Annotated in this window: 20 protein-coding genes and 1 pseudogene; 10 read left to right on the forward strand and 11 right to left on the reverse strand. The window is 68.5% G+C overall.

What is annotated here, in order from left to right:
- The first annotated feature begins 5 nt into the window (after nt 1–5).
- The 3 genes from AMK58_RS04350 (at nt 6) to AMK58_RS04360 (ending at nt 2,233) form a co-directional block, all read left to right on the forward strand.
- Nucleotides 6–383, forward strand: coding sequence for a hypothetical protein (locus AMK58_RS04350; protein ID WP_035672073.1), 378 nt, complete (start codon nt 6–8; stop codon nt 381–383).
- Between the two features lie 84 nt (nt 384–467).
- On the forward strand, nt 468–1,472 hold the full coding sequence (locus tag AMK58_RS04355; protein ID WP_079285104.1) for a WD40 repeat domain-containing protein: 1,005 nt from the start codon (nt 468–470) through the stop codon (nt 1,470–1,472).
- 62 nt (nt 1,473–1,534) lie between these two features.
- Nucleotides 1,535–2,233, forward strand: a complete 699-nt coding sequence (locus tag AMK58_RS04360) for a class II aldolase/adducin family protein (protein ID WP_035672076.1) — start codon at nt 1,535–1,537, stop codon at nt 2,231–2,233.
- Nucleotides 2,234–2,252: 19 nt separating this feature from the next.
- Here AMK58_RS04360 and AMK58_RS04365 read toward each other — a convergent pair whose 3' ends face one another.
- From AMK58_RS04365 to AMK58_RS04415, 11 genes are all read right to left on the reverse strand, one after another.
- Nucleotides 2,253–4,328, reverse strand: coding sequence for a sensor histidine kinase (locus tag AMK58_RS04365; protein WP_059398656.1), 2,076 nt, complete (start codon nt 4,326–4,328; stop codon nt 2,253–2,255).
- A 192-nt stretch (nt 4,329–4,520) separates the two neighbouring features.
- Nucleotides 4,521–5,321 carry a DODA-type extradiol aromatic ring-opening family dioxygenase gene (locus tag AMK58_RS04370; RefSeq protein WP_051140135.1) on the reverse strand — a complete coding sequence of 267 codons (801 nt, stop codon included), beginning with the start codon at nt 5,319–5,321 and terminating at the stop codon, nt 4,521–4,523.
- Nucleotides 5,322–5,418: 97 nt separating this feature from the next.
- Nucleotides 5,419–5,898 (reverse strand): F0F1 ATP synthase subunit B family protein, encoded by a 480-nt coding sequence (locus AMK58_RS04375; protein WP_035672101.1) that lies wholly within the window; start codon nt 5,896–5,898, stop codon nt 5,419–5,421.
- The gene (locus AMK58_RS04380) at nt 5,895–6,545 is read right to left on the reverse strand and encodes a F0F1 ATP synthase subunit B family protein (protein WP_051140136.1); all 651 of its coding nucleotides are present in this window, start codon (nt 6,543–6,545) and stop codon (nt 5,895–5,897) included. Before AMK58_RS04380 ends, AMK58_RS04375 begins: the two co-directional genes overlap by 4 nt.
- An 87-nt stretch (nt 6,546–6,632) precedes the next feature.
- Complete coding sequence (locus AMK58_RS04385) at nt 6,633–6,857, reverse strand: ATP synthase subunit C family protein (protein WP_014239727.1); 225 nt, start codon at nt 6,855–6,857, stop codon at nt 6,633–6,635.
- A 73-nt stretch (nt 6,858–6,930) separates the two neighbouring features.
- The gene (locus tag AMK58_RS04390; RefSeq protein ID WP_035672105.1) at nt 6,931–7,674 is read right to left on the reverse strand and encodes a F0F1 ATP synthase subunit A; all 744 of its coding nucleotides are present in this window, start codon (nt 7,672–7,674) and stop codon (nt 6,931–6,933) included.
- 12 nt (nt 7,675–7,686) lie between these two features.
- Complete coding sequence (locus AMK58_RS04395; RefSeq protein ID WP_014239729.1) at nt 7,687–8,049, reverse strand: AtpZ/AtpI family protein; 363 nt, start codon at nt 8,047–8,049, stop codon at nt 7,687–7,689.
- Between the two features lie 176 nt (nt 8,050–8,225).
- Entirely contained in the window at nt 8,226–8,828 is a 603-nt protein-coding gene (locus AMK58_RS04400) for an SCO family protein (RefSeq protein ID WP_035672108.1), read from the reverse strand.
- 72 nt (nt 8,829–8,900) lie between these two features.
- Nucleotides 8,901–9,122 (reverse strand): hypothetical protein, encoded by a 222-nt coding sequence (locus AMK58_RS04405; protein ID WP_035672110.1) that lies wholly within the window; start codon nt 9,120–9,122, stop codon nt 8,901–8,903.
- Between the two features lie 36 nt (nt 9,123–9,158).
- On the reverse strand, nt 9,159–11,303 hold the full coding sequence (locus tag AMK58_RS04410) for a bacteriohemerythrin (RefSeq protein ID WP_035672113.1): 2,145 nt from the start codon (nt 11,301–11,303) through the stop codon (nt 9,159–9,161).
- Between the two features lie 288 nt (nt 11,304–11,591).
- The gene (locus AMK58_RS04415) at nt 11,592–12,329 is read right to left on the reverse strand and encodes a PhoH family protein (RefSeq protein WP_035672116.1); all 738 of its coding nucleotides are present in this window, start codon (nt 12,327–12,329) and stop codon (nt 11,592–11,594) included.
- 741 nt (nt 12,330–13,070) lie between these two features.
- On the opposite strand from AMK58_RS04415, the gene minC reads away from it, so the two are divergent.
- The 7 genes and pseudogenes from minC to AMK58_RS04450 all read left to right on the forward strand — a co-directional run bounded on the left by minC (nt 13,071) and on the right by AMK58_RS04450 (nt 20,429).
- A complete protein-coding gene (gene minC, locus AMK58_RS04420) occupies nt 13,071–13,832 on the forward strand; it encodes a septum site-determining protein MinC (RefSeq protein ID WP_211105166.1) in 762 nt (253 codons plus the stop codon).
- A gap of 141 nt (nt 13,833–13,973) precedes the next feature.
- Nucleotides 13,974–14,789, forward strand: a complete 816-nt coding sequence (minD, locus tag AMK58_RS04425) for a septum site-determining protein MinD (protein WP_035672130.1) — start codon at nt 13,974–13,976, stop codon at nt 14,787–14,789.
- The gene (gene minE / locus AMK58_RS32040; protein ID WP_035672133.1) at nt 14,786–15,181 is read left to right on the forward strand and encodes a cell division topological specificity factor MinE; all 396 of its coding nucleotides are present in this window, start codon (nt 14,786–14,788) and stop codon (nt 15,179–15,181) included. The genes minD and minE overlap by 4 nt, the downstream gene beginning before the upstream one ends.
- A gap of 238 nt (nt 15,182–15,419) precedes the next feature.
- Nucleotides 15,420–16,823, forward strand: a complete 1,404-nt coding sequence (locus AMK58_RS04435) for a CRTAC1 family protein (protein ID WP_059398657.1) — start codon at nt 15,420–15,422, stop codon at nt 16,821–16,823.
- Nucleotides 16,824–17,056: 233 nt separating this feature from the next.
- Nucleotides 17,057–17,605, forward strand: coding sequence for a PAS domain-containing protein (locus tag AMK58_RS04440; protein WP_051140137.1), 549 nt, complete (start codon nt 17,057–17,059; stop codon nt 17,603–17,605).
- Nucleotides 17,606–18,398: 793 nt separating this feature from the next.
- Nucleotides 18,399–18,890 (forward strand): annotated as a pseudogene (locus tag AMK58_RS31915) (methyl-accepting chemotaxis protein); the annotation flags it as partial.
- Nucleotides 18,891–19,322: 432 nt separating this feature from the next.
- Nucleotides 19,323–20,429, forward strand: a complete 1,107-nt coding sequence (locus AMK58_RS04450) for a methyl-accepting chemotaxis protein (RefSeq protein WP_035672141.1) — start codon at nt 19,323–19,325, stop codon at nt 20,427–20,429.
- Nucleotides 20,430–20,502: the final 73 nt, after the last annotated feature.

The raw sequence follows: 20,502 nt of genomic DNA on the forward strand, positions 1-20,502 counted from the left end.
CCGTCATGCGTTCTTTCCTGATCGGCCTGCTCCTGGCCGGGGCGGTCGCCGCTCCGGCCGCCGCCCAGACCGCCTCCGCTCCGAAACCGGCGGACGAGGTGAAGCGGATCGTCGAGCAGACCTACAACGTGCAGGTCCTGCGCGTGACCGAGGCGGCGCTGGAGGACGGCACCGCCGTCTACAAGGTCGCCGCCATGATGCCGGGGACCGCCGGCAACGCCGCCTTCATGGTCAACAATCTGACCGTGGACGCGGCGACCGGCCTCGCGCTGCCGCCCTTCCGCCACCACGCGGCGGGCTACAGCCTGCCCCAGGGCGGCAGCTACGAGCCGAACCGGACCTCCAACAACCCCGCGGTCGCCCGCGGACACACTTGGCGCTGAGAACGTCCAGCGCCGATACCTGTTACCCCCTGACCGGCGGCTGAGAGGCCGCCGGTCTTTTCCTTTCCGGGAGGTGGTTCGGGCATGGGGTTTGGGCATCATCCAGGGAACCCGCCATTCCACCCCCGCCGGCTGCTGCTCGCGTTGGCCGCCGCCGCTCCCGTCCTTGCCACCCCTCTGCTGTCCCGCGCCGCCGACCTGATCGGCCATGGCGCCATGGTCAACGCCGTCGCCGTGTCGCCCGACGGCGCCCGCGTCCTGACGGGGAGCTGGGACTATTCGGCCGTCCTCTGGAGCCTCGCCTCCGGCGAGCAAATCGCGTCCTTCCACGAGCACGCCGCCGGGGTGACCGCCGTGGCCTTTCTGCCGGACGGCAAGCGGGCCCTGACCGGCAGCCGCGACGCCGCCATCATCCTCTGGGACCTGGAGAGCGGCCGGCCGCTCCACCGCTTCGAAGGCCACACCGGCACCGTCGCCGGTCTGGCTGTAGCCCCGGACAGCCGGAGCTTCGCCTCCGCGGGATGGGACTTCGCCATCCGCGTCTGGGACCCGGAAAGCGGCGCCGCGCTGCGGGTGCTGGAGGGGCATGGCGCCAACGTGAACGCCGTGGCCTACACCCCGGACGGCGGTCGGCTGGTCTCCGCCGGCTACGACTTCCAGATCCGCGTCTGGGACGCCGCGAGCGGCCAGGAGAAGGCGGTGCTGGAGGGGCACGAGGGCAGCGTGAACGGTCTGGCCCTGTCCCCCGACGGACGGCTGGCCGCCACGGCGTCAAGCGACGAGACGGTGCGGCTGTGGGACCTGGAGGCCGGCGCGCTCCTGCGCACGCTCTACGGGCACAGCGGCTTCGTCACCTCCGTCGCCGTCTCGCCCGATGGCAGAACCCTGCTGTCCGGCGGGGGAGGCGATCGCCGCGTCCGGCTGTGGGACATCGCCACCGGTCGGCAACTCGCCTCCTTCCGCGGCCATGAGAAGCCGGTCCTGGCGGTCGCCTTCACCCCGGACGGGCAGGGTGCCCTGTCCGCCGGCTACGACGCGGTGGTCCGCCATTGGGACCTGATGGGGAAGGCCGGCGCCGAGCGTCCTTGACAGGCTGCTCCCACCCATGGCCCGTTCGCCACTCCGCCGTTCCGCAAACGAGACCTCCACCCATGACCAGCTTATCCCACCCGGCGCAGCGCCGCGCCATCATCGAGACCTGCCTTGCCATGAACGGGGCGGGCATCAACCAGGGGGCCTCGGGCAACCTGTCGGTGCGGGTGGAGGGCGGCTTCCTCATCACGCCGAGCAGCCTGCCCTATGACGAGACGGCGCCCGAGGACATCGTGGAGATGGGCTTCGACGGGACCTATGTGGGCCGGCGGCGGCCTTCGTCGGAATGGCGCTTCCACCGCGACATCCTGAAGGCGCGCTCCGACGTGGACGTGGTGCTGCACACCCATTCGACCTTCGCGACGGCGCTGGCCGTCCATGGCCGGGGCATTCCCAGCTTCCATTACATGGTGGCTCTGGCCGGCGGCGATTCGATCCGCTGCGCGCCTTACGCCACCTTCGGGACGCAGGAACTGTCCGACCACGCCTTGGCGGCGCTGGAGGGGCGGCTGGCCTGCCTGCTGGCCAACCACGGCATGATCGTGCTGGGAAAGACGCTGAAAGGCGCGCTGGCGCTGGCGGTGGAGGTGGAGACCCTGGCCCGTCAGTATCTCCACGCCCATCTGCTGGGCGAGCCGGTCATCCTGCCGCCCGAGGAGATCGCGCGCGTCGCCGAAAAGATGCGCCGCATGAAGTACGGCCTGCCGCCCGACGAGGACGCCGCACCGGAGGACACCGCCCGCCCGCGCGAGACCTGACGGACCGCGGCGCCCGGCGTCAGGATGCCAGTTGGGCGACGGGGCGCAGGGGGGCGACGGTGACCAGGGGACGCTTGGCCGCCCCAGCGGTGCCGACCTGGAGCGGGCGCTCCTCCGCCGGAGGCTGGTAATAGGCAGGCAGGGCCACCGCGACGCGGGTGCCCTGGCCGGGCTCGCTCGCCACCTCGATGTCGCCGCCGAGCATGGCGGCGTAATGGCCGACCAGGGTCAGGCCGAGCCCGGCGCCGCGCCGCTTGGTACCGCTGCCGCCCTGGACGAAGGGCTGGAACAGCCGGGCGGTCTGGGCGGTGGCGAAGCCGCTGCCGCTGTCGGTCACGGTGAAGCGCAGCCAGGGCTCGCCATCGCGCTCGATCCGCTCGGCGGTCAATCGGACGGCGCCGCCCTGGGTGAACTTGCAGGCGTTGTCCAGCAGGTTGAGAAGCGCCTGACGGACCTTGCCGAAATCCGAGTACATCTGGCCGAGCGTCGCGGCCTCGGCCTGGAGCGTCACCTCGTTGCCGTTGAGGTCGGCGGCGGGCAGGGTGCGCTCCCGCGCCTCGATCAGCAGCCGGTGCACGTCGAAATCCTGAAGCACGACGTCCATGTTGCCGGCCTCGATCCGGGCGTAGTCGAGGATGGCGTCGACCAGCGTCAGCATCTGCTCGCCGGTCCACTGGATCTGCTCGATGTCGGTCGCCAGCTCACCGGCGCCCAGCCGGTGCAACTCGCCCATCAGCGATTGGCTGGAGGCAACGATCTCGTTGAGCGGGGCGTGAAGCTCCTGCCCGATGTTGACCAGGAAATGGGTCTTCGCCTCGTTGGCGGCGTCGGCGCGCTCCTTGTCGCGCAGAAGCTGGCCGTGCCGCTCGGCGGCCTCCTGGCACTGGCGCTCCATCTCCGCCGTGTTGTCGCGCAGGACGCGGACGGCGCGGGACATGGCGGCCACCTCGTCGGCCCCGTCGTCCGGCGGCAGGGTGACGTCGGTCCGCCCGGCGGCGAGCGACGTCACCGCGGCGGCCATGCCGGAGACCGGGCGGGCGACCCGGCGGTTGACGAACCAGACCATCGCCAGACCGGCCAGCGTGACGGCCAGCGCCGCCCACAGGGCGATGCGCAGCGTGCGCCAGGACTGGTCGGCCAGACCGCCGCGCAGCTCCGCCGCGACGGCGTCGTTGCGCTGGCGGATCTCCGCCGCGTGGGCGGCGACGGCGGCGGCGTTGGGCGTCAGCCGTTCGGCGCGCAACCCATCCTCGTCGGTCAGGGAGGCCTCGATGTTGTCCAGCACCCCGTCGATGCCGGCCAGCGCCGCCTCCACCTCGTCGATGGTCTGGCGGGTGCCGGGGACCCAGAGATAGCGGTTCATCTCGGCCAGCTTGGCGCGGGCGTTGCCCAGCTCGGCGCGCATGCGCAGCGAGTCGCGGTCGTCGCGCCGCGCCACGTAACGGCCGAGATGGTCCTGCATCATCAGGATGGCGACGGTCGCATCGCCGGCCAGCGCCGCCGAATCGACGCCGCCCGCGTCCTTCAGCCGGCCCAGCCCGGCGCGGATCTGGGAAATCTGCGGCTCCAGCACCGATTCGGTCAGCCGGGCGCGCTCGCCGCGCAGGGCGACCAGCGCCTCGAAGCCGCTCCAATAGGCGTCCAGCGCCGTTCGTGCGCTCTCCACCGAGCGGTGGTCGGCGTTGTCCTGCACCATGCCGGCCAGGGCGGTCAGCCGTTCCAGCAGGCCGTCGCGGCGCAGCCCGGCGTCGAGCAGGCTCTGCTGGTCGCCCTCGGCCAGATGGTCGCGGACCGAGACCTCCAGGTCGCGCAGCCCGATGTCCAGGTCGGCGGCGGTCTGGGAGGCGTCGGCGTAACCGGAGAAGGTGCCGACCTCGCGGCTGACCCCGTAGAGCGCGGCCACGCCGATCAGCGCCAGCAGAAGGACGAGAGCCAGGACCACGCCGAATCCCAGCCCGACGCGCGCGGCGAGCGTCAGCTCGTCCAGGCGGCGCAGGAAACCGAGCCCCGGACGGGAGCGTGTGGGCCGGGCCGGGGCACCGGAGGGGGAGGAGGGGGCGTCGCCGGACCGGGGCAGGGTTCCGTTCCGCTTCACGCCACGTCCCGTACGCGCTGTCGTTGGTAAGCCACGAGATCCGGCCGAAGGTTGCGGGCGGGAAAAGCCCGACGTTGTCAGAAACCCCTCCGTGTGCACGGACGGGTGGCGCGGATTGTAGCTTGGCGAGGCAACGGCGCAAACAGACAAGTGCGTCGGGTTCAACCCCCTTTAAACATCTCCGGGACTGTTTCAGACCGTGCCGTGGAAGGCGTAGGCGTGCATGCCGAGGCTGCCATGCTCGAATCCACTGTGAAGCCGCTCCGTCCGCACCGCGTTCCCGGCGGCGCCGAAGACCACGGGCAGGGGCAGGAAATGCTCGTCCGTGGGGTGCGCCGCCTTGGCCTGCGGGCAGAGCGTCTTCCAGCCGGCCAGCGACGCCTCGTCGCCCGCCGTCAGCACCCCGTCGAGCCAGCCGGCGAAGTCCTCCGCCCAGCCCGCCACGTCGCTTTGGCCGAAGCGGAAGTCGCCGAGATTGTGGACGGCGCCGCCACTGCCCAGGATCAGAACGCCCTCTTTCCGCAGGGGCGCTAGGGCGCGGCCCAGCGCGATGTGATCGGCGGCGGTGGCGCCGGGCTGGACGGACAGTTGGGCGACCGGGATGTCGGCCTCTGGGTACATCAGCATCAGCGGCACCCAGGCACCGTGGTCGAGCCCCTGGCTGGGATCCACCGCGGCGCCGGTCAGCGCCCGCACGCGGTCGGCCAACGCCGGGGCGCCGGGGGCAGCGTAACGCATCGCGTAGAGGGCGCGGGGGAAGCCGTAGAAGTCGTGGATGGTGTCCGGCTGCGCGGCGCCGCTGATCGACGGGCTGCGGGTCGTCCAGTGGGCCGACACCGCGATCACCGCGCTCGGGCGGCCCAGCCGCTTGCCCAGTCCGGCCAGGAAATGGCGGCCCGGCGAATCCTCGATGATGAGGGTGGGAGCGCCGTGGGAGACGAAGACGCTGGGAATGGGGGAGGGCAGGGCGGTGGCCGGCTGGATCGTGGTCATGGAATGGGCTCCGGGTTGCCGGACCATTCGACCAAAGAAAAACCCCGGCGCCTAGGCCGGGGTTTTTCGAAAGACCGTTGCCGGTGGAGCAACGATCTCAGTGCAGGTGCTTCGGCAGCTCGGCGATCGACTGGTCGATCAGCTTGTCCGCCTGGGCCGGCTGGATGCCGGTTTCCAGGATGCGGCGGCTGGCGTCCATGGCGATGTCGACGGTCAGGTTGCGGACCTCGGCCAGCGCTCCGGCTTCCGCCTGGGCGATGCGGTCCATGGCCTGGGCCTCGCGGCGCTTCAGCGACGCTTCGAGGTCGGCGCCGGCCTGCGAACGGAGGCGGTCGGCCTCCTCGCGGGCGTGGGCGATGATGGCCTCGGCCTCCTTCAGCGCGTCGCGCTGGCGACGCTGGTAGTTGGCGAGCAGCGCCTGGGCGTCTTCACGCAGGCGCTGGGCCTCGTCCAGCTCCGCACGGATCTTCTCGGCGCGGGAGTCGAGAAGACCGGTGATCGCGCCGGCCGCCTTCTTCCACACCAGGGCGGCGAAGATGATGAAGGCGATGGCGACCCACATTTCGGGCGTGTTCATGACCGGCGCTCCTCGATCACGGCGGCGACCGCCGCGTCGGCCTGAGCCGCGTCGACGTTCAGCCCGGCCAGACGGCCGGCGACGTCACGGGCGATGTCGGCGGAGATGGAGCGGACGTTGGCGATCGCCTGCTCCTTGGCCGCGGCGATGTTCGCCTCGGCGCTGCGCAGACGCTCGGCGTTCTCGGCGTTCAACTGGGCCTGACGGGCGTGGTTGTTCGCGTCGATCTCGGCGGCCACCTGGGCGATCAGGGCCTGGGCTTCGGAACGGGCCCCGGCGAGGGACTGATCGACCTGGGCCATGGCGGCCTCGGCCTCTTCCTTGAGCGAAGCGGCCTTGCTCAGGTCGCGCGAAATGCGCTCCTGGCGCTCCTCCAGAACCTCGGCCACGCGCGGCAGCGCTTTCTTGGACAGGAGGTAGTAGAGGGTGATGAAGGTCAGCGCCAGCCAGAAGATCTGGGTGGGGAAGGTGGCGGGATTGAGCTGCGGCAGGCCGCCGGCGGCGTGCTCGCCGCCATGGGCGGCTTCCGGCGCGTGCTCCGCCGTCGCCGCCAGGACGTTACCGGCAAGCACGGTCAGAGTGGCGAGCGAGGCGCCCGCAGCACCCGACCAGCGGACCAGCCGTCGCTTGGCCAACAGGTTCGGCATGGATCGGTCCCCCTAGGCAAGAATGCGGCGCCGAAACTTCGAGAGCCCGGCGCCGCGTCAGAGCGAAATTGAAAGTTCGCTCTGGCCTTAGGCGAACAGGATCAGGAAGGCGATCAGCAGGGCGAACAGCGCGACGGCTTCCGTCAGCGCGAAGCCCAGAATGCCGATCGGGAAGACCTTCGGCTGGACGGCCGGGTTGCGGGCGATCGAACCGATCAGGGTCGAGAAGATGTTGCCGATACCCAGGCCGACGCCGGCGAGGGCGATAACGGCCAGACCGGCACCGACGTACTTGGCGGCTTCAGCTTCCATGGTACTCATTCCTCTAGGTAAGGGTGAACTGTGGTGGAAAAGGTAACAAGGTGATCCGGGTCGGCGCTGGGGCTCAGTGCAGTTCCAGCGCGTCGCGGATGTAGAGGCAGGTCAGGATCGAGAAGACGTAGGCTTGCAGGAACGCGACCAGGAACTCGAAGCCGGTCAGCGCAATGTTGATGGCCAGCGGAACGAGGCCGGCGAGGAAGCCGACGGCGCCCAGGCCGCTGATCATCATAACCGTGAAGCCCGCGAACACCTTCAGCATGGTGTGACCGGCCATCATGTTGGCGAACAGTCGGATCGACAGGCTGACGGGGCGCATCAGGTAGGAGATCACCTCGATCGGGATGAGGATCGGGGCGAGCGCCAGCGGCGCGCCGTGCGGCATGAAGAAGCTGAAGAAATGCAGGCCGTGCTTCATCAGGGCCAGGACGGTCACGAACACGAACACCGTCGCCGCCAGCGTGAAGGTCACGATGATGTGGCTGGTGAAGGTGAAGGTGAACGGGATCATGCCGACGAGGTTGCCGAACAGCACGAACATGAAGATCGCGAAGACGAACGGGAAGTAGGGGCGGGCGTCGTGCCCGGCGTTGTCCCGAACCATGTTCGCGACGAATTCGTAGAAGATCTCGGCCAGGGACTGCAGGCGGCCCGGAACCAGGGCGCGGCCAGACATGCCGAAGACGAGCAGCGCGTAGATCAGCGCGACCGCCACGACCATGAAGAAGGCCGAGTTCGTGAAGGACACGTCATACCCGGCGATCACGATCTGGAGGATCGGGTTGATCTGGAACTGGTGCAGCGGATCCAAGGTCGTCCTCGCTCAGTGTGCGTCGCCGTTGGGACGCTCGTTGTCATCCTCACGGGCCCGGCGGTAGCCGGGGGCTAATCCGAGCCCGGTGATGGCCCGGTAGACATTCAGAATTCCGGCCGCCGCGCCGAGGAAGAACATGACGATCAATCCCCAGGGCGCCGTTCCGAGCCAGCGGTCGAGCAGGAGCCCGCCACCGACGCCAACGATCATGGCAGCGACCAGCTCGGTCCCGATTCGAAAGGCGATGCCGAGAGGACTCTGCGGCAGCCGGTGATATTTCCCCGGACCGCTCTGCGATTCCTTCCCTTCACGCGCCTTCTTCAGTCGGGCGTCAAGCTCTGCCAGAGACGGCGGGGGCTTTTCGTCGCTCATGTCGCTTCGTTGTCCCCGTTGTCTCGCAGCCACGCGAAAGCGGCGAGACCATACGGACAGGGCACAACCCTGTCAAGTCGCAAAACCCTTAATACAAGTGCTTGAAAACCCAACAAAACCGCGCCGAAACCTTGGTATTACCGGGTCAAAGGGTGCGGCTCCGCTCATGTTTTCCGTCAGCCGGCAATGCGGGTGCCCAGATCCTGGGCCACGCGGTCGGCGGTGGTGCCGGCCGGATAAACCCCGAGGAAGCGCCCGTCGGGGCCCACCAGGTAAAGAAAACTGGAGTGATCCATCAAGTAATCCTCCGGCTTTCCGCCTTCCTGGGGCGCCTTGGCGTAATAGACCCGGTAGGCCTTGGCCGCCGCCTTGACCTGCTCCGGCGTGCCGGTCAGCCCGACCAGATTGGGGTGGAACAGCCCGACATAGTCCTTCAGATGCGCCACCGTGTCGCGCTCCGGGTCGACCGAGATGAACATCGGCTGCACCTTGTCCGCCTGCACGCCGAGCAGATCCATGGCGCGGGCCATCGTGCCCAGTTCCGTCGGGCAGACGTCGGGGCAGTAGGTGTAGCCGAAATAGATCAGCAGGTACTTGCCGCGGTATTCGGCGTCGGTGACCGTCTTGCCGTCCTGATCGGTCAGGGTGAAGGGGCCGCCGATGGGCACGCTGCTTTGCACCGTGCTGGAGGCGTTGTCGACCTGCCACCAGGCGATGCCGGCGGCGATCACGAGCCCCACGACGGAGGCGGCGGCGATGCGGATGAGTCGGGCTTTCATGACCGACTGGAATGGGGCGGCGCACGGTCCAGGTCAAGAGGACAATCTGCCCAAGGCGAGAGCGTCGCGCGCTCACCAGAGGCGCCGCGCGGCCCAGCGCAGCGCCAGCGCCGCAGGGGCAGACGCGAGTGCAATAAGTGCGAGCGCAGTGCCGGTCAACGTACCGGTGGCGGCGATGCCGCCCGGCACCAAGGCAAGGAACAGCCAGGCTAGGCGGGGCTTCCAGGCGACGAAGTCGACCGTGGCCTTGGCCAGCGGTTGGGTCACGATCTCCACAAGGGCATCGGCTAACATCTCATCTCCATCCGGACGCCCCTCGTTCCCGGCTCCTCAAGCCGCCTTGCTCGTCGGCTCAACCGGCCGAGTCAGATGATGCCCGATGCGCTTGTCAAAGCGCTGGATGTGGCCGGTCAGCCAGTCACGGAACAGGGCCAGCAGGTCGTCGCCGACCCGCGCCTCTCCGGCCTCGAAGCGCTGCTTCAGCTCGGCCACGCGCTTGCGCAGGGCGTCGTGCTGCGCCTTGTGCTGGACGAAGTCGGGATAGCCCGACCGCTGCATCACCCGCTCCTCCTCCTCGAAATGCAGGATGGTGTAGGCGACGAGCTGGTCGATGGCCGACCCGATGGCCTGCGGCACTTCGCCACCCCTGATACGCCGGGCTGCCCGGTTGATCAGCGCCACCAGGATCATGTGGTCGTTGTCGATGTCCTCCTGCCCGACGGCCAGCGTGTCGTTCCAGGGCATGAAGACCTCCTCCCCGGCGGGAGCGAAGAGGGTGGCCAACTCCGCGCTGTTGATCGCCTCCACATTGACCAGGAAGGCGTCCACCAGGGCGCGCAGAGCGCCGGCTTGCTGCGCCAAGCTCTCCGCGGCGTCGAGCAGGCTGTTGGCGGCCTTCTCGGTCTCCAAAGCTGAGGCTGAAACCTCGTCGATGCTGGTGGAGACCTGCCGCGTACCCTGCGCCGCCTCACCCGCGCTGCGGGCGATCTCGCCGGTCGCCGCACCCTGCTGCTGGACCGCGGCGGCGATGGAGGTGCCGATCTCGTCGCTGCGGGCGATGATCCCGGCGATCTCGCGGATGGCGGTGACGGCGCCGTTGGACGCGTGCTGGACCTCGCTGATCTGGGCGGCGATCTCCTCCGTCGCCTTGGCGGTCTGGCCGGCGAGGTTCTTCACCTCTCCCGCCACCACGGCGAAGCCCTTGCCCATCTCGCCGGCCCGCGCCGCCTCGATGGTGGCGTTGAGCGCCAGCAGATTGGTCTGGCTGGCGATGCTGGTGATGAGGTCGGCGACCTCGTTGATCTTCTGCGCGGCGTGGCCCAGCCCGTCGATGCGCTCGCTGGCCTGGCGGGAGGCGGTCACCGCCTCCAGCGAGATGTGCGAGGAGGTGGCGACCTGGGTGCCGATCTCGGCGATGGCGCTGCTCAGCTCCTCGGCGGCGGCGGCGACGGTCTGCACGTTCACCGACGCCTGCTGCGACGCCCCGGCGACCGATGCCGCCTCGCGCATGTTGCGGTCGGCGGTGTCGGACAGGGAGCGCGCCGTGTTCTCCAGCGCCTGCACCGCCTGCCCGACCGTGCCGACCATGGCGCTGACCGTGGCGTCGAACCGCTCCGTCAGCCTTTCCAGGGCGCGGGCGCGCTGCCCGGTCACGCGGTGCTCCACCTGCTGGCGCTCCCAATGGCGCTGCAGATCGATCTGGTTCTTGCGGAAGATTTCCAGGGTGCGGGCCATGACGCCGATCTCGTCGCTGCGCCGCGTGCCGGACACCGTCACCGCCGTGTCGCCGCCGGCAAGCGTCTGCATCACTCCGGTCATGGCGTGCAGCGGGCTGACGATGGCCCGGCTGACCAGCAGGGCAATGCCCGTCGCCACGAGAGCGATCAGCAGCCCCAGCCCACCGAGGAACAGGGCGGCCTCGCGGAAGGCGGCGGCCACGTCGTCCACATAGATGCCCGACCCGATCAGCCAGCCCCAGGGCTCGAACCCGCGCACGTAGGAGATCTTCGGCACCGGTTCAGCCTGGCCCGGCTTCGGCCACAGATAATCGACGAAGCCGCCCTCCGCCGCGACGCCGACGCGGGTCATCTCGACGAACAGCAGCTTGCCGTTCGGATCGGCGGTGCGCGACTGGTCCTGCCCGTCCATCTCCGGGCGGATGGGGTGCATGATCATGCGCTGTGCGCGGTCGATGACGAAGAAATACTCCGAACCGGCGTAGCGCAGCCGGCGCAACGCGTCCTTGGCCGCCGTCTGGGCGGCGTCGCGGGTCAGCGCGCCCTTGCGCTCCATCTCTTCGTAATGGGCGACGAGGCTGTGCGCGACCTCCACCACGCTGCGGGTCTTGTCCTGACGGTCCTTCATCATCTCGGCGCGCAGGCCGAACAGGCTGACGGCGGCGATCAGAGCGAGGCCGACGGCCGCGACGCCCAGGATGACGGAGATCTTACCCTTGATGCTGATGCGCTCGAACACCTGACGTTCCTCCGGAATCTTCCTTATGTCCGGCACACCGGCGCCGGTTCCGGGCGGCGCAACGACCGTCCGAAAATTCTGCTAAATTTTTTGTTACTTTTGCTCCGGGGGCCTGATCGTCGTCAAGGCGGATCAACCTGGGGTGAGAAAAGGTCGCGGGCTGCCGTTCAAAAGTTTGGAAGAGAAAGAACGCGGCGCCGTGAAAAAGAAAGGGGAGGCCCGAAGGCCTCCCGCAGTTGCGAACCGGTGGGGCGGTTGCGCGTCGATGCCCTTCGTTTGCCGATGGCGTCAGAGCACGGTCAGCATGCTGGCGACCAGGGGGTGGCGGACGATGTCGGTGTCGCTCAGCCGGACGACGGCGATGCCCTCCACCGCCTCCAGCCGGCGCGCGATGTCGGCCAGACCCGACAGGTTGTCCAGCAGGTCCGTCTGGTCGGGGTCGCCGGTCAGGACCATGGTGGAATGCCAGCCCAGGCGGGTCAGCAGCATCTTGATCTGGGCGTAGGTGCAGTTCTGCGCCTCGTCGATCACCACGAAGGCGTTGTTCAGGGTGCGCCCCCGCATGAAGCCGACGGGCGCGATCTCGATGGTGCCGTCGGCCATCAGGGCGCGCAGACGCTTGGCGCCCAGCCGCTCGCTCAGCGCGTCGTAGAGCGGGCGCAGGAAGGGGGCCATCTTCTCGTGCATGTCGCCCGGCAGATAGCCGATGCTCTCGCCCGCCTCGATGGCGGGGCGCGACAGCACGATGCGGTCGACCTTGCCCTCCTCCAGCGCCTCCACCGCGGAGGAGATCGCCAGGTAGGTCTTGCCGGTGCCGGCGGGGCCGAGCGCCACAACGAGGTTATGGTCCTTGATCGCCTCCATCAGCCTCTTCTGGTTGGGGCTCTGGGGCTTGACCTTGCGGAGATAGCTCTGGTCGCGGCGGTCGTCGCCGCCCACGGGGTCCCAGCCGGCGGCGGGGAACAGTGGGTGGACCGTCGACTCGGACGCTGAAACGGCGCTGCCTTTGGTCTGGCGTCTGGCCATATCGCTCTCCTAACGTCACGTTGGTGGGCGGCGGCTCCGGGCACAAAAAAACCTCCCGCAAGGGGGAGGTCGTCGATGCTGCTGTGCAACAGGATGGCCGGAGTCTGGCTTGCCGGTGCGAGGCGTGCGTCCCGTCGGCTGCGCCCGTCATGGGGTGCCGGCGACATTCGGACGCTCGGGAACGAAGCAGGATGCAAGCGGAACCTCTTCGTCAGAATAGGAACCTCACATCACAAACATAGGGCGTGCGGCGACGAACGTCAGGCGGAATTGCGGGCATCGCAAAAGATTCACACAAGATGTTGTGGATGAGTCGCAGGTGGGAGCGCAGCGGCAACGGACTACCGCCAGAGGCGGAGGGAACCCGCCGGCACCGCGACAAGGGGATGTGCCGAGGGCGCGCGAACCATCTCTGCGGGTGTCGCCACGAGGGAAAGATGCCGCAGCGCGAAAAGGGCATATCCCCGCAAAACCCTTTGCCCGGCGAATCCAGTTCCATTACCATACTTTGTAGTGAGACCTTCCGCTGACGCAACACATGGACCTCCAGCCCGGACGGGGACCCCCTGTTCCGGCCCATGGCGCGTGTGTCCGGTGGTTGTCACTCCATCGGCGCCGGGAAAGGCTTGAACGGATGGGGTCCGCGCCGCTAGAACCCGGGTGGTTGACCCTTCCGCCCTGGTGCCTGGCCGATGGCCCCAGACATGCGGACGACACGGATTCGGCAGGAACACAAGCAGGATGGCAGCGGTGAGCAGCGCCAGGCAGGGTGCCGATCGGGACGGTCCGTTCCAGTTGCGGGGCAATTCCTTCACCATGATGGTGCTGAAGGTGAATGATCCGGCGTCGCCGGACTTCTTCACCCAGCTCGCCGTCAAGGTGCGGCAGGCGCCCAATTTCTTCCGCAACGCCCCCGTCGTCCTCGATTTCGAGGAGTTGACGGAGGACACCCCGCGCTTCGACATCGCCGCCCTGGTGACCAACCTGCGCGCGCTGTACCTGCTGCCGGTCGGCTTCCGGGGCGGGCCGCGCGCGGTCCACGAGGGGGCGCTCGCCGCCGGGCTGACCCCGATGCCCGCCGGCCGCGCCGCCAAGCTGGAGTCCGCGGCTCCCCCCGCCGCCGACCCGCAGGCCGGCGCCGCTCCGATCCCGGCCCCGCCGCCCGAGCCGGTCTACCGCCCGGCGCTGCTGGTGACCGAGCCGGTGCGCTCCGGCCAGCAGATCTACGCCGAGAAGACGGATCTGGTCATCACCGCCCCGGTCTCCCCCGGCGCGGAGGTGGTGGCCGACGGCAACATCCACGTCTACGGCGCGCTGCGCGGCCGGGCTCTGGCCGGCGTGTCCGGCGACACCAACGCGCGCATCTTCTGTCACAGCCTGGAGGCCGAGGTCGTCTCGGTGGCCGGGCTGTACCGCGTCAGCGAGGATTTCGGGAACGACGTGCTGAAGAAGCCGGTGCAGATCTTCCTGCGCGACGGCTATCTTCACATGGAGCCCCAATGATGACGCTTTTGAGCGCTTTCTGTCGAACGGCCCTCTGTGCGAGGACGGTGTCACGCAAAGCGTGCCCGGCACAGACCCTGATCTGCGTAAACCGGTAACCGGACCTTGGCGGCAACATTTAGGAACGTGGGAGAAGCTCCGTTGGGCAAGATCATCGTCATGACTTCCGGCAAGGGCGGCGTCGGCAAGACGACCTCCTCCGCCGCTTTCGCGACCGGACTCGCCTTGCGCGGCTTCAAGACGGTCGTCATCGATTTCGACGTCGGGCTGCGCAACCTCGACCTCATCATGGGCTGCGAGCGGCGCGTGGTGTTCGACTTCATCAACGTCATCAACGGCGAAGCGAAGCTGAGCCAGGCGCTGATCAAGGACAAGCGCATCGACAACCTGTCGATCCTGCCGACCTCGCAGACCCGCGACAAGGACGCCCTGACCCGCGAAGGCGTGGAAAAGGTCCTGAACGAACTGTCTAAGGACTTCGACTACATCGTCTGCGACAGCCCGGCGGGCATCGAGCGGGGCGCGCTGATGGCGCTGTACTTCGCCGACCACGCGGTGATCGTGACCAACCCGGAAGTCTCGTCGGTCCGCGACAGCGACCGCATCCTCGGCGTGCTGGCCTCCCGCTCGCGCCGGGCGGAGCAGGGGCTGGAGCCGGTGACCCAGCAGCTTCTCCTCACCCGCTACGACCCGGAGCGGGTGGAGCGCGGCGAGATGCTGAAGGTCGACGACGTTCTGGAGATCCTGGCGATCCAGCTGCTCGGCGTGATCCCGGAAAGCCAGGCCGTGCTGCGCGCCTCCAACGTCGGCATGCCGGTCATCCTCGACGAGGCGTCCAACGCCGGCCAGGCCTATCTGGACGCGGTCTCCCGCTTCCTGGGCGAGGACGTCGAGCACCGCTTCGTCACGCCGCAGAAGAAGGGCCTGTTCAGCCGCCTCCTCCGGAGGTCCGCATGAGCATCTTCAGCTTTTTCCGCTCCGCCCCGCGCGCGTCGGCGGTCCAGGCCAAGGAACGTCTCCAGATCGTCATGGCGCACGAGCGCGCCGGGCGGACGGGGCCGGACTATCTGCCGATGCTCCAGCAGGAGCTGCTGGCGGTCATCGCCAAGTACATCGACATCGACCAGAACAAGGTCGAGGTGAAGCTGGACCGCGGCGGCGACTGCTCGACGCTGGAGCTGAACATCGAGCTGCCGGCCCGCGAGGCCGCCGCCAAGGCGCTGAAGGAAAGCGCCAAGCTGGCGGTGGCCGGCAACCGTCCGGCGGCCAAGGACGGCGACGAGTCCGATGCGGTCAAGCTGGCTGCCGGCGGCTCGCTGACCAACGGCGGCGTCAAGAAGCGTCGCTGAGAGTCGCGCGATCCGAGACCAATCCCGCCGCAGCCGGCCCGCTGCGGCGGGATTTTTCATGCCCGCCGGAACGCTGCCTGCGCGGTCATAGGCCGCAGCTCCTTGCCGGGCTGGACTTCCGTGCGGGTTTACCTCCGCCGTTCGAAGAGGTATCAACGGATGAGAGCCCGTCAGGGACCGGCCCTCACGGGTCAAACCCTCCCCGGGCGTCGTCGCGGCAGTGAGGGAGTGGCGGCCAATGTTCTTCGAATGCTCGCGGCTGATCGACGGCAACCAGCCGCGCCTGTCCAATGGCATCACCGTGACCGACGTCGACGGTGACGGGGCATTCGAACTGGTGGTCACGGGCTACGCCACCAACAACCTCATCCTAAAATGGGACGGCTCCCGGCTGGTGGACATCGCCGGGCCGCTGCTGGCCGACGCCTCGGGTTGCGCGGTGGCCATCGCTGCCGCCGACGTGGACGGCGATGGGCGGGAGGAACTGTATGTCCTGAACTCCGACCGGGCGAGCGGGCCGAAGGAGATGGGCGACCGGCTGTTCGCCTGCTTCGGCAAGCACTGGCTCGACTTGCTGGCCCAGCCGGAGAACGCCGGCATGGCGAACCGCGTCGCCGGACGCTCGGTGATCGCCATGGACCGGCATGGCCACGGCCGCTACGGATTCGTCGTTGCGGCGGACGGCGGCCCCTTCCGCCTGTTCGAGCTGAGCCGGCGCGGGCGGCTGGAGGATGCGGCAGAGGACGCGGGCATCGACCTGATCGGCGCCGGGCGCGGGCTGCTCGCGCTGCCGTTCCTCTCCGACCGCGTCGACCTGTTCGCCTGCAACGAGGGTGGCCCGAACTTCCTGTTCCGCAATCTGGGCGACGGTACCTTCGAGGAAATCGCCGAGGAACGGGGGGTCGCCGATTCGCGATTCGCCGGACGGGCGGTGACCGCGGTGGACGGGCCGGGCTATGGCGGGTTCGGGCTGCTGGTCGGCGCCTGGGAGGGGCCGCAGCGCCTGTTCGTCCAGCGCTCCGGCGGCGGCTTCGTGGACGAGGCCGATCCCGAGATGTCCTTTCCGGGCCGGGTGTCCAGCGTGATCGCCGCCGATTTCGACAACGACGGCTATGAGGAGCTGTTCTTCAACCTGCACGGCGAGCCCAACCGCCTGTTCGGCTGGCGCGACGACCGCTGGCAGGCCATCGAAATCGGCGACGCGCTGGAGCCCAAGGGGCTGGGGACCGGGGCGGCGGTGGCCGACATCGACGGCGACGGACGGCTGGAACTGCTGATCGCCCATGGCAATGGGGTGGGCGGCGGGCATGGCGGCGGGCATGGCGGCGGATCGCCGCAGCCCCTGTCGCTCTACCGCACAGCGGCGAACCACAACGGGTGGCTGCGCGTGCTGCCGCTGACCCCCTACGGCGCGCCGGCGCGTGGCGCCGTCGTCACCTGCACGGCCAACGGGCGGCGGCAGGTGCGGTCCGTCTGCGCCGGGTCGGGCTATCTCTGCCAGATGGAGCCGGTGGCCCATTTCGGGCTGGGCGGCGCCCGCGGGGTGGAGCGGCTGGAGGTGCGCTGGCCGGACGGCATGACGGCCATCGTCGAGAACCCGCCCATCGGCCGGCTGCTGACCGTCCCCTATCCGCCGGAGTGAGGCGAGGCACAATCTTGCGTCCGGTCAAGGGTTGAGCGATGTCGGGCGGACGGTTGAGCTGAATCATATTTCCGTCCGGCAACAAATTTAATCTTTTGTATAACCTGCATGGTCTTTATTTTGCGGCGTCCGCCAGTGCCCGACGGGAACGCGCGGATGGGGAGATGTACGCCCTGTAACCGACCGCGAACCAATAAGGGGGCGCCGGGCTCTCGGCCCGCGACCGCAGGCACATGGCACACAGCGCTGTTCTCAGTCCCGGCCCCCGCGACCGGACCCTGACCGGGGTCGAGCGGTTCTTCGACGCCGATGAGGTGATCGTTTCCAAGACCGACCTGAAGGGCCGGATCACCTACGCCAACCGGGTGTTCCAGCGCGTGGCCGGCTACAGCGAGGCGGAGCTGATGGGTGCCCCGCACTCCATCGTCCGCCATCCGGACATGCCGCGCTGCGTGTTCAAGCTGCTGTGGGACACGCTGGGGGCGGGGCAGGAGATCTTCGCCTACGTCGTCAACCGGGCGCGCAACGGCGACCATTACTGGGTCTTCGCCCACGTCACCCCCAGCTACGACGTCAACGGTCGGCTCGTCGGCTACCACTCGTCGCGCCGGGTGCCGGACCGCAGCGCCATCGACAAGGTGGTGCCGCTCTACCGCACGCTTCTGGACATCGAAAACCGCCACGAAGACCGCAAGCAGGGCATGAACGAGGCCTTCGCCACCGTTGTCGGGCTGCTGACGGAGAAGGGGATCGGGTATGACGAATTCGTCTTCTCTCTCTAAGGCGTTCGCGCTCGGGGCGGTCGCCGCGCTGCTCGTCGCAGCGCTGTTGGTGACCGATGCGCTGGACGTCGGCGGCGCGCCGCTGCGCATCGGGATCGGCGCCGCCGCGCTGGCCGCGCTGGTCGGCGTCATGCTGTGCATGGTGCGCGCCCGCGCCGCGGTGGGGCAGGCGGTGGCCGTCTGCCAAGCGGTGTCGCGCGGCGACTTCGAGGCGCGGGTCGTCAATGTGCGGGAGAAAGGCGACCTCGGCGAGCTGATGCACGCCCTGAACGACTCGATCGACCGCACCGACGCCTTCATCCGCGAGGCCACCGCCTCGATGAGCTACGTGTCGGCCAACAAGTATTTCCGGCGGATCGTGCTGAAGGGCATGCAGGGCAACTTCCTGCACGCGTCGCGCACCATCAACACCGCCACCGACGCCATCGCCGTCAAGGTGAAGGGCTTCGCCGGGGTGACCGACCGCTTCGAGACGCAGATCCGCGCGGTGTGCGAACAGGTGTCCGGCACCGCCCACCAGCTGGAAATGTCGGCCCGCACCATGGAGTCCGACGCCCAGACCGCCACCGGCAAGGCGTCCTCGGTCGCCGCCGCCGCGTCGCAGACCGGCTCCTCGGTCGGCAGTGTCGCCGTTGCGACGGAGGAGTTGTCGGCGTCGATCCGGGAGATCGCCCGGCAGGTGGAGGAGGTCGCCAAGGTTGCCGCCAACGCGGCGGGCGAGGCCGAGCGCTCCAACGCGCTGATCGCCGAGCTGTCGGGCGCCGCCAAGACGGTGGGCGAGGTGGTCACCCTGATCAACGACATCGCCAGCCAGACCAACCTTCTGGCGCTGAACGCCACCATCGAGGCCGCCCGCGCCGGGGAGGCCGGCAAGGGCTTCGCCGTGGTGGCGCAGGAGGTCAAGCGGCTGGCCGACCAGACCGCCAAGGCCACCGGCGACATCGCCGGACAGATCGCCGGCATCCAGTCCTCCACGGACGTGGCGGTCGCCTCCATCGTCGGCATCGGCCACACCATCCAGGACATCAACCAGATCGCCGGCGGCATCGCCGCGGGCATCGGACAGCAGGGCTCGGCGATCCGCTCGATCGTCAGCAACATGGATCAGGCCGCCGCCGGCACCCGCGCCGTCACCGTGGACATCCAGGACGTCACCACCGCCGCTGAACGCACCAGCGGCACCGCCCACGAGGTCTTCGCCGCGTCGGAGCGGATGACCGTCCAGGCCGACCGCCTGACCCGCGAGGTTCAGCTTTTCCTGGACGAGATGCACAAGGTCGCCTGACGCGATCTTGTGCGATCCGCCGCTTTTTTGTCCCGGATTTTGCGCTTGCTTATACGGTAGGCATTGATCGGCCGCTGGGCGTTTGCTTGTATGCTGAGCAGCGCCGGAGCGGCGGACGGAGGTCGTGCGACCTTTTGCCTCATTTTTTAGGAGAAACCGGTGCTTTTGTTGCGGCGCACGCGGTGCGCGGGGTGCGGCGCAGCGAGGATGGTGCCGCGTGTGATTGTTCGGACTCCAATATGACGCCGAATTCATCACAATTTCGAAACTGACATCTCAGAAACGTTGAGGCTGAACCCGGAGCGCCGCCCCTAAACGCAGGCGTTCCGCGGCTTTGCGCGTTCCGATGGTTCCGAAAGGGCGTTTGGCACAGCGTTTGATGGTTAGACGTCTAAAAAAGATATCCCACCCAAACTCACAGAGGTGTTCGGGATGAGTGTGGCCGGAAACGAACTGTTCGAGCTTTCCCGAGGCGTCCTGGATGTCGCTTCCCGGAAAGTGTCTTTGATCGAAGACATCACCCGCCGCACCAAGATGCTGGCGATGAACGCCTTGATCGAGGCGTCGCGGGCCGGCGACGCCGGGCGCGGGTTCGCGGTTGTCGCGAACGAGGTTTCCGAGATTTCCAAGCAGGTGAACACCATCACCAAGGAGCTGCGGTCGGAGATCGTCTCGCGCGTCGATCACCTGACCACCACCGGCAGCGCCATGGTGCAGGAAATGCACGGGCGGCGTCTGGCCGACCTGTCGCTGAACATGATCGAGATCATCGACCGGAACCTGTACGAGCGGTCCTGCGACGTGCGCTGGTGGGCGACCGACAGCGCGGTGGTGGACTGCGCCGCCGACCCGACGGAGGTGAACCGCCAGCACGCCTCGCACCGGCTGAGCGTCATCCTGGAATCCTACACCGTCTATCTCGACCTGTGGATCGCCGACCTGAAGGGGGAGGTGATCGCCACCGGCCGTCCCGGCCGCTACCCCGGCGCCCAGGGCGCCCGCGTGGGGGACGAGGGGTGGTTCCGTCAGGCGCTGGCCACGCGCAACGGCGGCGAGTTCACGGTGGGCGACGTGTCGCGCAACGGCCGCCTGGAGGACCGCGTGGTCGCCACCTACGCCACCGCGATCCGGCGCGGCGGCGAGGCGGATGGCGATCCCATCGGCGTGCTGGGCATCTTCTTCGACTGGGAACCCCAGGCCGCCGCCGTCGTCCAGGGCGTGCGGCTGGAGGACGAGGAGCGCTCCCGCTCGCGCTGCCTTCTGCTCGACGCGCGGCACCGGGTGATCGCTTCGTCCGACGGGCGCGGCATCCTCAGCGAGACCGTCCAACTCCGCCGCAGCGGCGAGAGCATGGGCCATTACGCCGACGGGTCCGGACGCACCTACGGCTACGCGCTGACGCCGGGTTACGAAACCTACAAGGGGCTGGGCTGGTACGGGGTGATCGTGCAGGACCCGGACCCGCGCCAGCAGCAGGCGCCTGCAACCGCCGGTATGGGTGGGCGAATAGGAATGAACGGCGCCGGGCTTCACGGGTAAGGCTGGCATTCGCACCCTGCTCTGGTCATCGCGGCGGGTTTGCTTACACTTCGGGTCCGCCGCGTTGCTGGAG

It is taken from the genome of Azospirillum brasilense, assembly GCF_001315015.1.
Classification (GTDB): domain Bacteria; phylum Pseudomonadota; class Alphaproteobacteria; order Azospirillales; family Azospirillaceae; genus Azospirillum; species Azospirillum brasilense.

Coding starts and splice junctions, on each gene's coding strand:
- AMK58_RS04350 (WP_035672073.1), top strand. CDS start 6: ATGCGTTCTTTCCTGATCGGCCTGCTCCTGGCCGGGGCGGTCGCCGCT.
- AMK58_RS04355 (WP_079285104.1), top strand. CDS start 468: ATGGGGTTTGGGCATCATCCAGGGAACCCGCCATTCCACCCCCGCCGG.
- AMK58_RS04360 (WP_035672076.1), top strand. CDS start 1,535: ATGACCAGCTTATCCCACCCGGCGCAGCGCCGCGCCATCATCGAGACC.
- AMK58_RS04370 (WP_051140135.1), bottom strand. CDS start 5,321: ATGACCACGATCCAGCCGGCCACCGCCCTGCCCTCCCCCATTCCCAGC.
- AMK58_RS04375 (WP_035672101.1), bottom strand. CDS start 5,898: ATGAACACGCCCGAAATGTGGGTCGCCATCGCCTTCATCATCTTCGCC.
- AMK58_RS04380 (WP_051140136.1), bottom strand. CDS start 6,545: ATGCCGAACCTGTTGGCCAAGCGACGGCTGGTCCGCTGGTCGGGTGCT.
- AMK58_RS04385 (WP_014239727.1), bottom strand. CDS start 6,857: ATGGAAGCTGAAGCCGCCAAGTACGTCGGTGCCGGTCTGGCCGTTATC.
- AMK58_RS04395 (WP_014239729.1), bottom strand. CDS start 8,049: ATGAGCGACGAAAAGCCCCCGCCGTCTCTGGCAGAGCTTGACGCCCGA.
- AMK58_RS04400 (WP_035672108.1), bottom strand. CDS start 8,828: ATGAAAGCCCGACTCATCCGCATCGCCGCCGCCTCCGTCGTGGGGCTC.
- AMK58_RS04405 (WP_035672110.1), bottom strand. CDS start 9,122: ATGTTAGCCGATGCCCTTGTGGAGATCGTGACCCAACCGCTGGCCAAG.
- AMK58_RS04415 (WP_035672116.1), bottom strand. CDS start 12,329: ATGGCCAGACGCCAGACCAAAGGCAGCGCCGTTTCAGCGTCCGAGTCG.
- minC (WP_211105166.1), top strand. CDS start 13,071: ATGGCAGCGGTGAGCAGCGCCAGGCAGGGTGCCGATCGGGACGGTCCG.
- minE (WP_035672133.1), top strand. CDS start 14,786: ATGAGCATCTTCAGCTTTTTCCGCTCCGCCCCGCGCGCGTCGGCGGTC.
- AMK58_RS04435 (WP_059398657.1), top strand. CDS start 15,420: ATGTTCTTCGAATGCTCGCGGCTGATCGACGGCAACCAGCCGCGCCTG.
- AMK58_RS04440 (WP_051140137.1), top strand. CDS start 17,057: ATGGCACACAGCGCTGTTCTCAGTCCCGGCCCCCGCGACCGGACCCTG.
- AMK58_RS04450 (WP_035672141.1), top strand. CDS start 19,323: ATGAGTGTGGCCGGAAACGAACTGTTCGAGCTTTCCCGAGGCGTCCTG.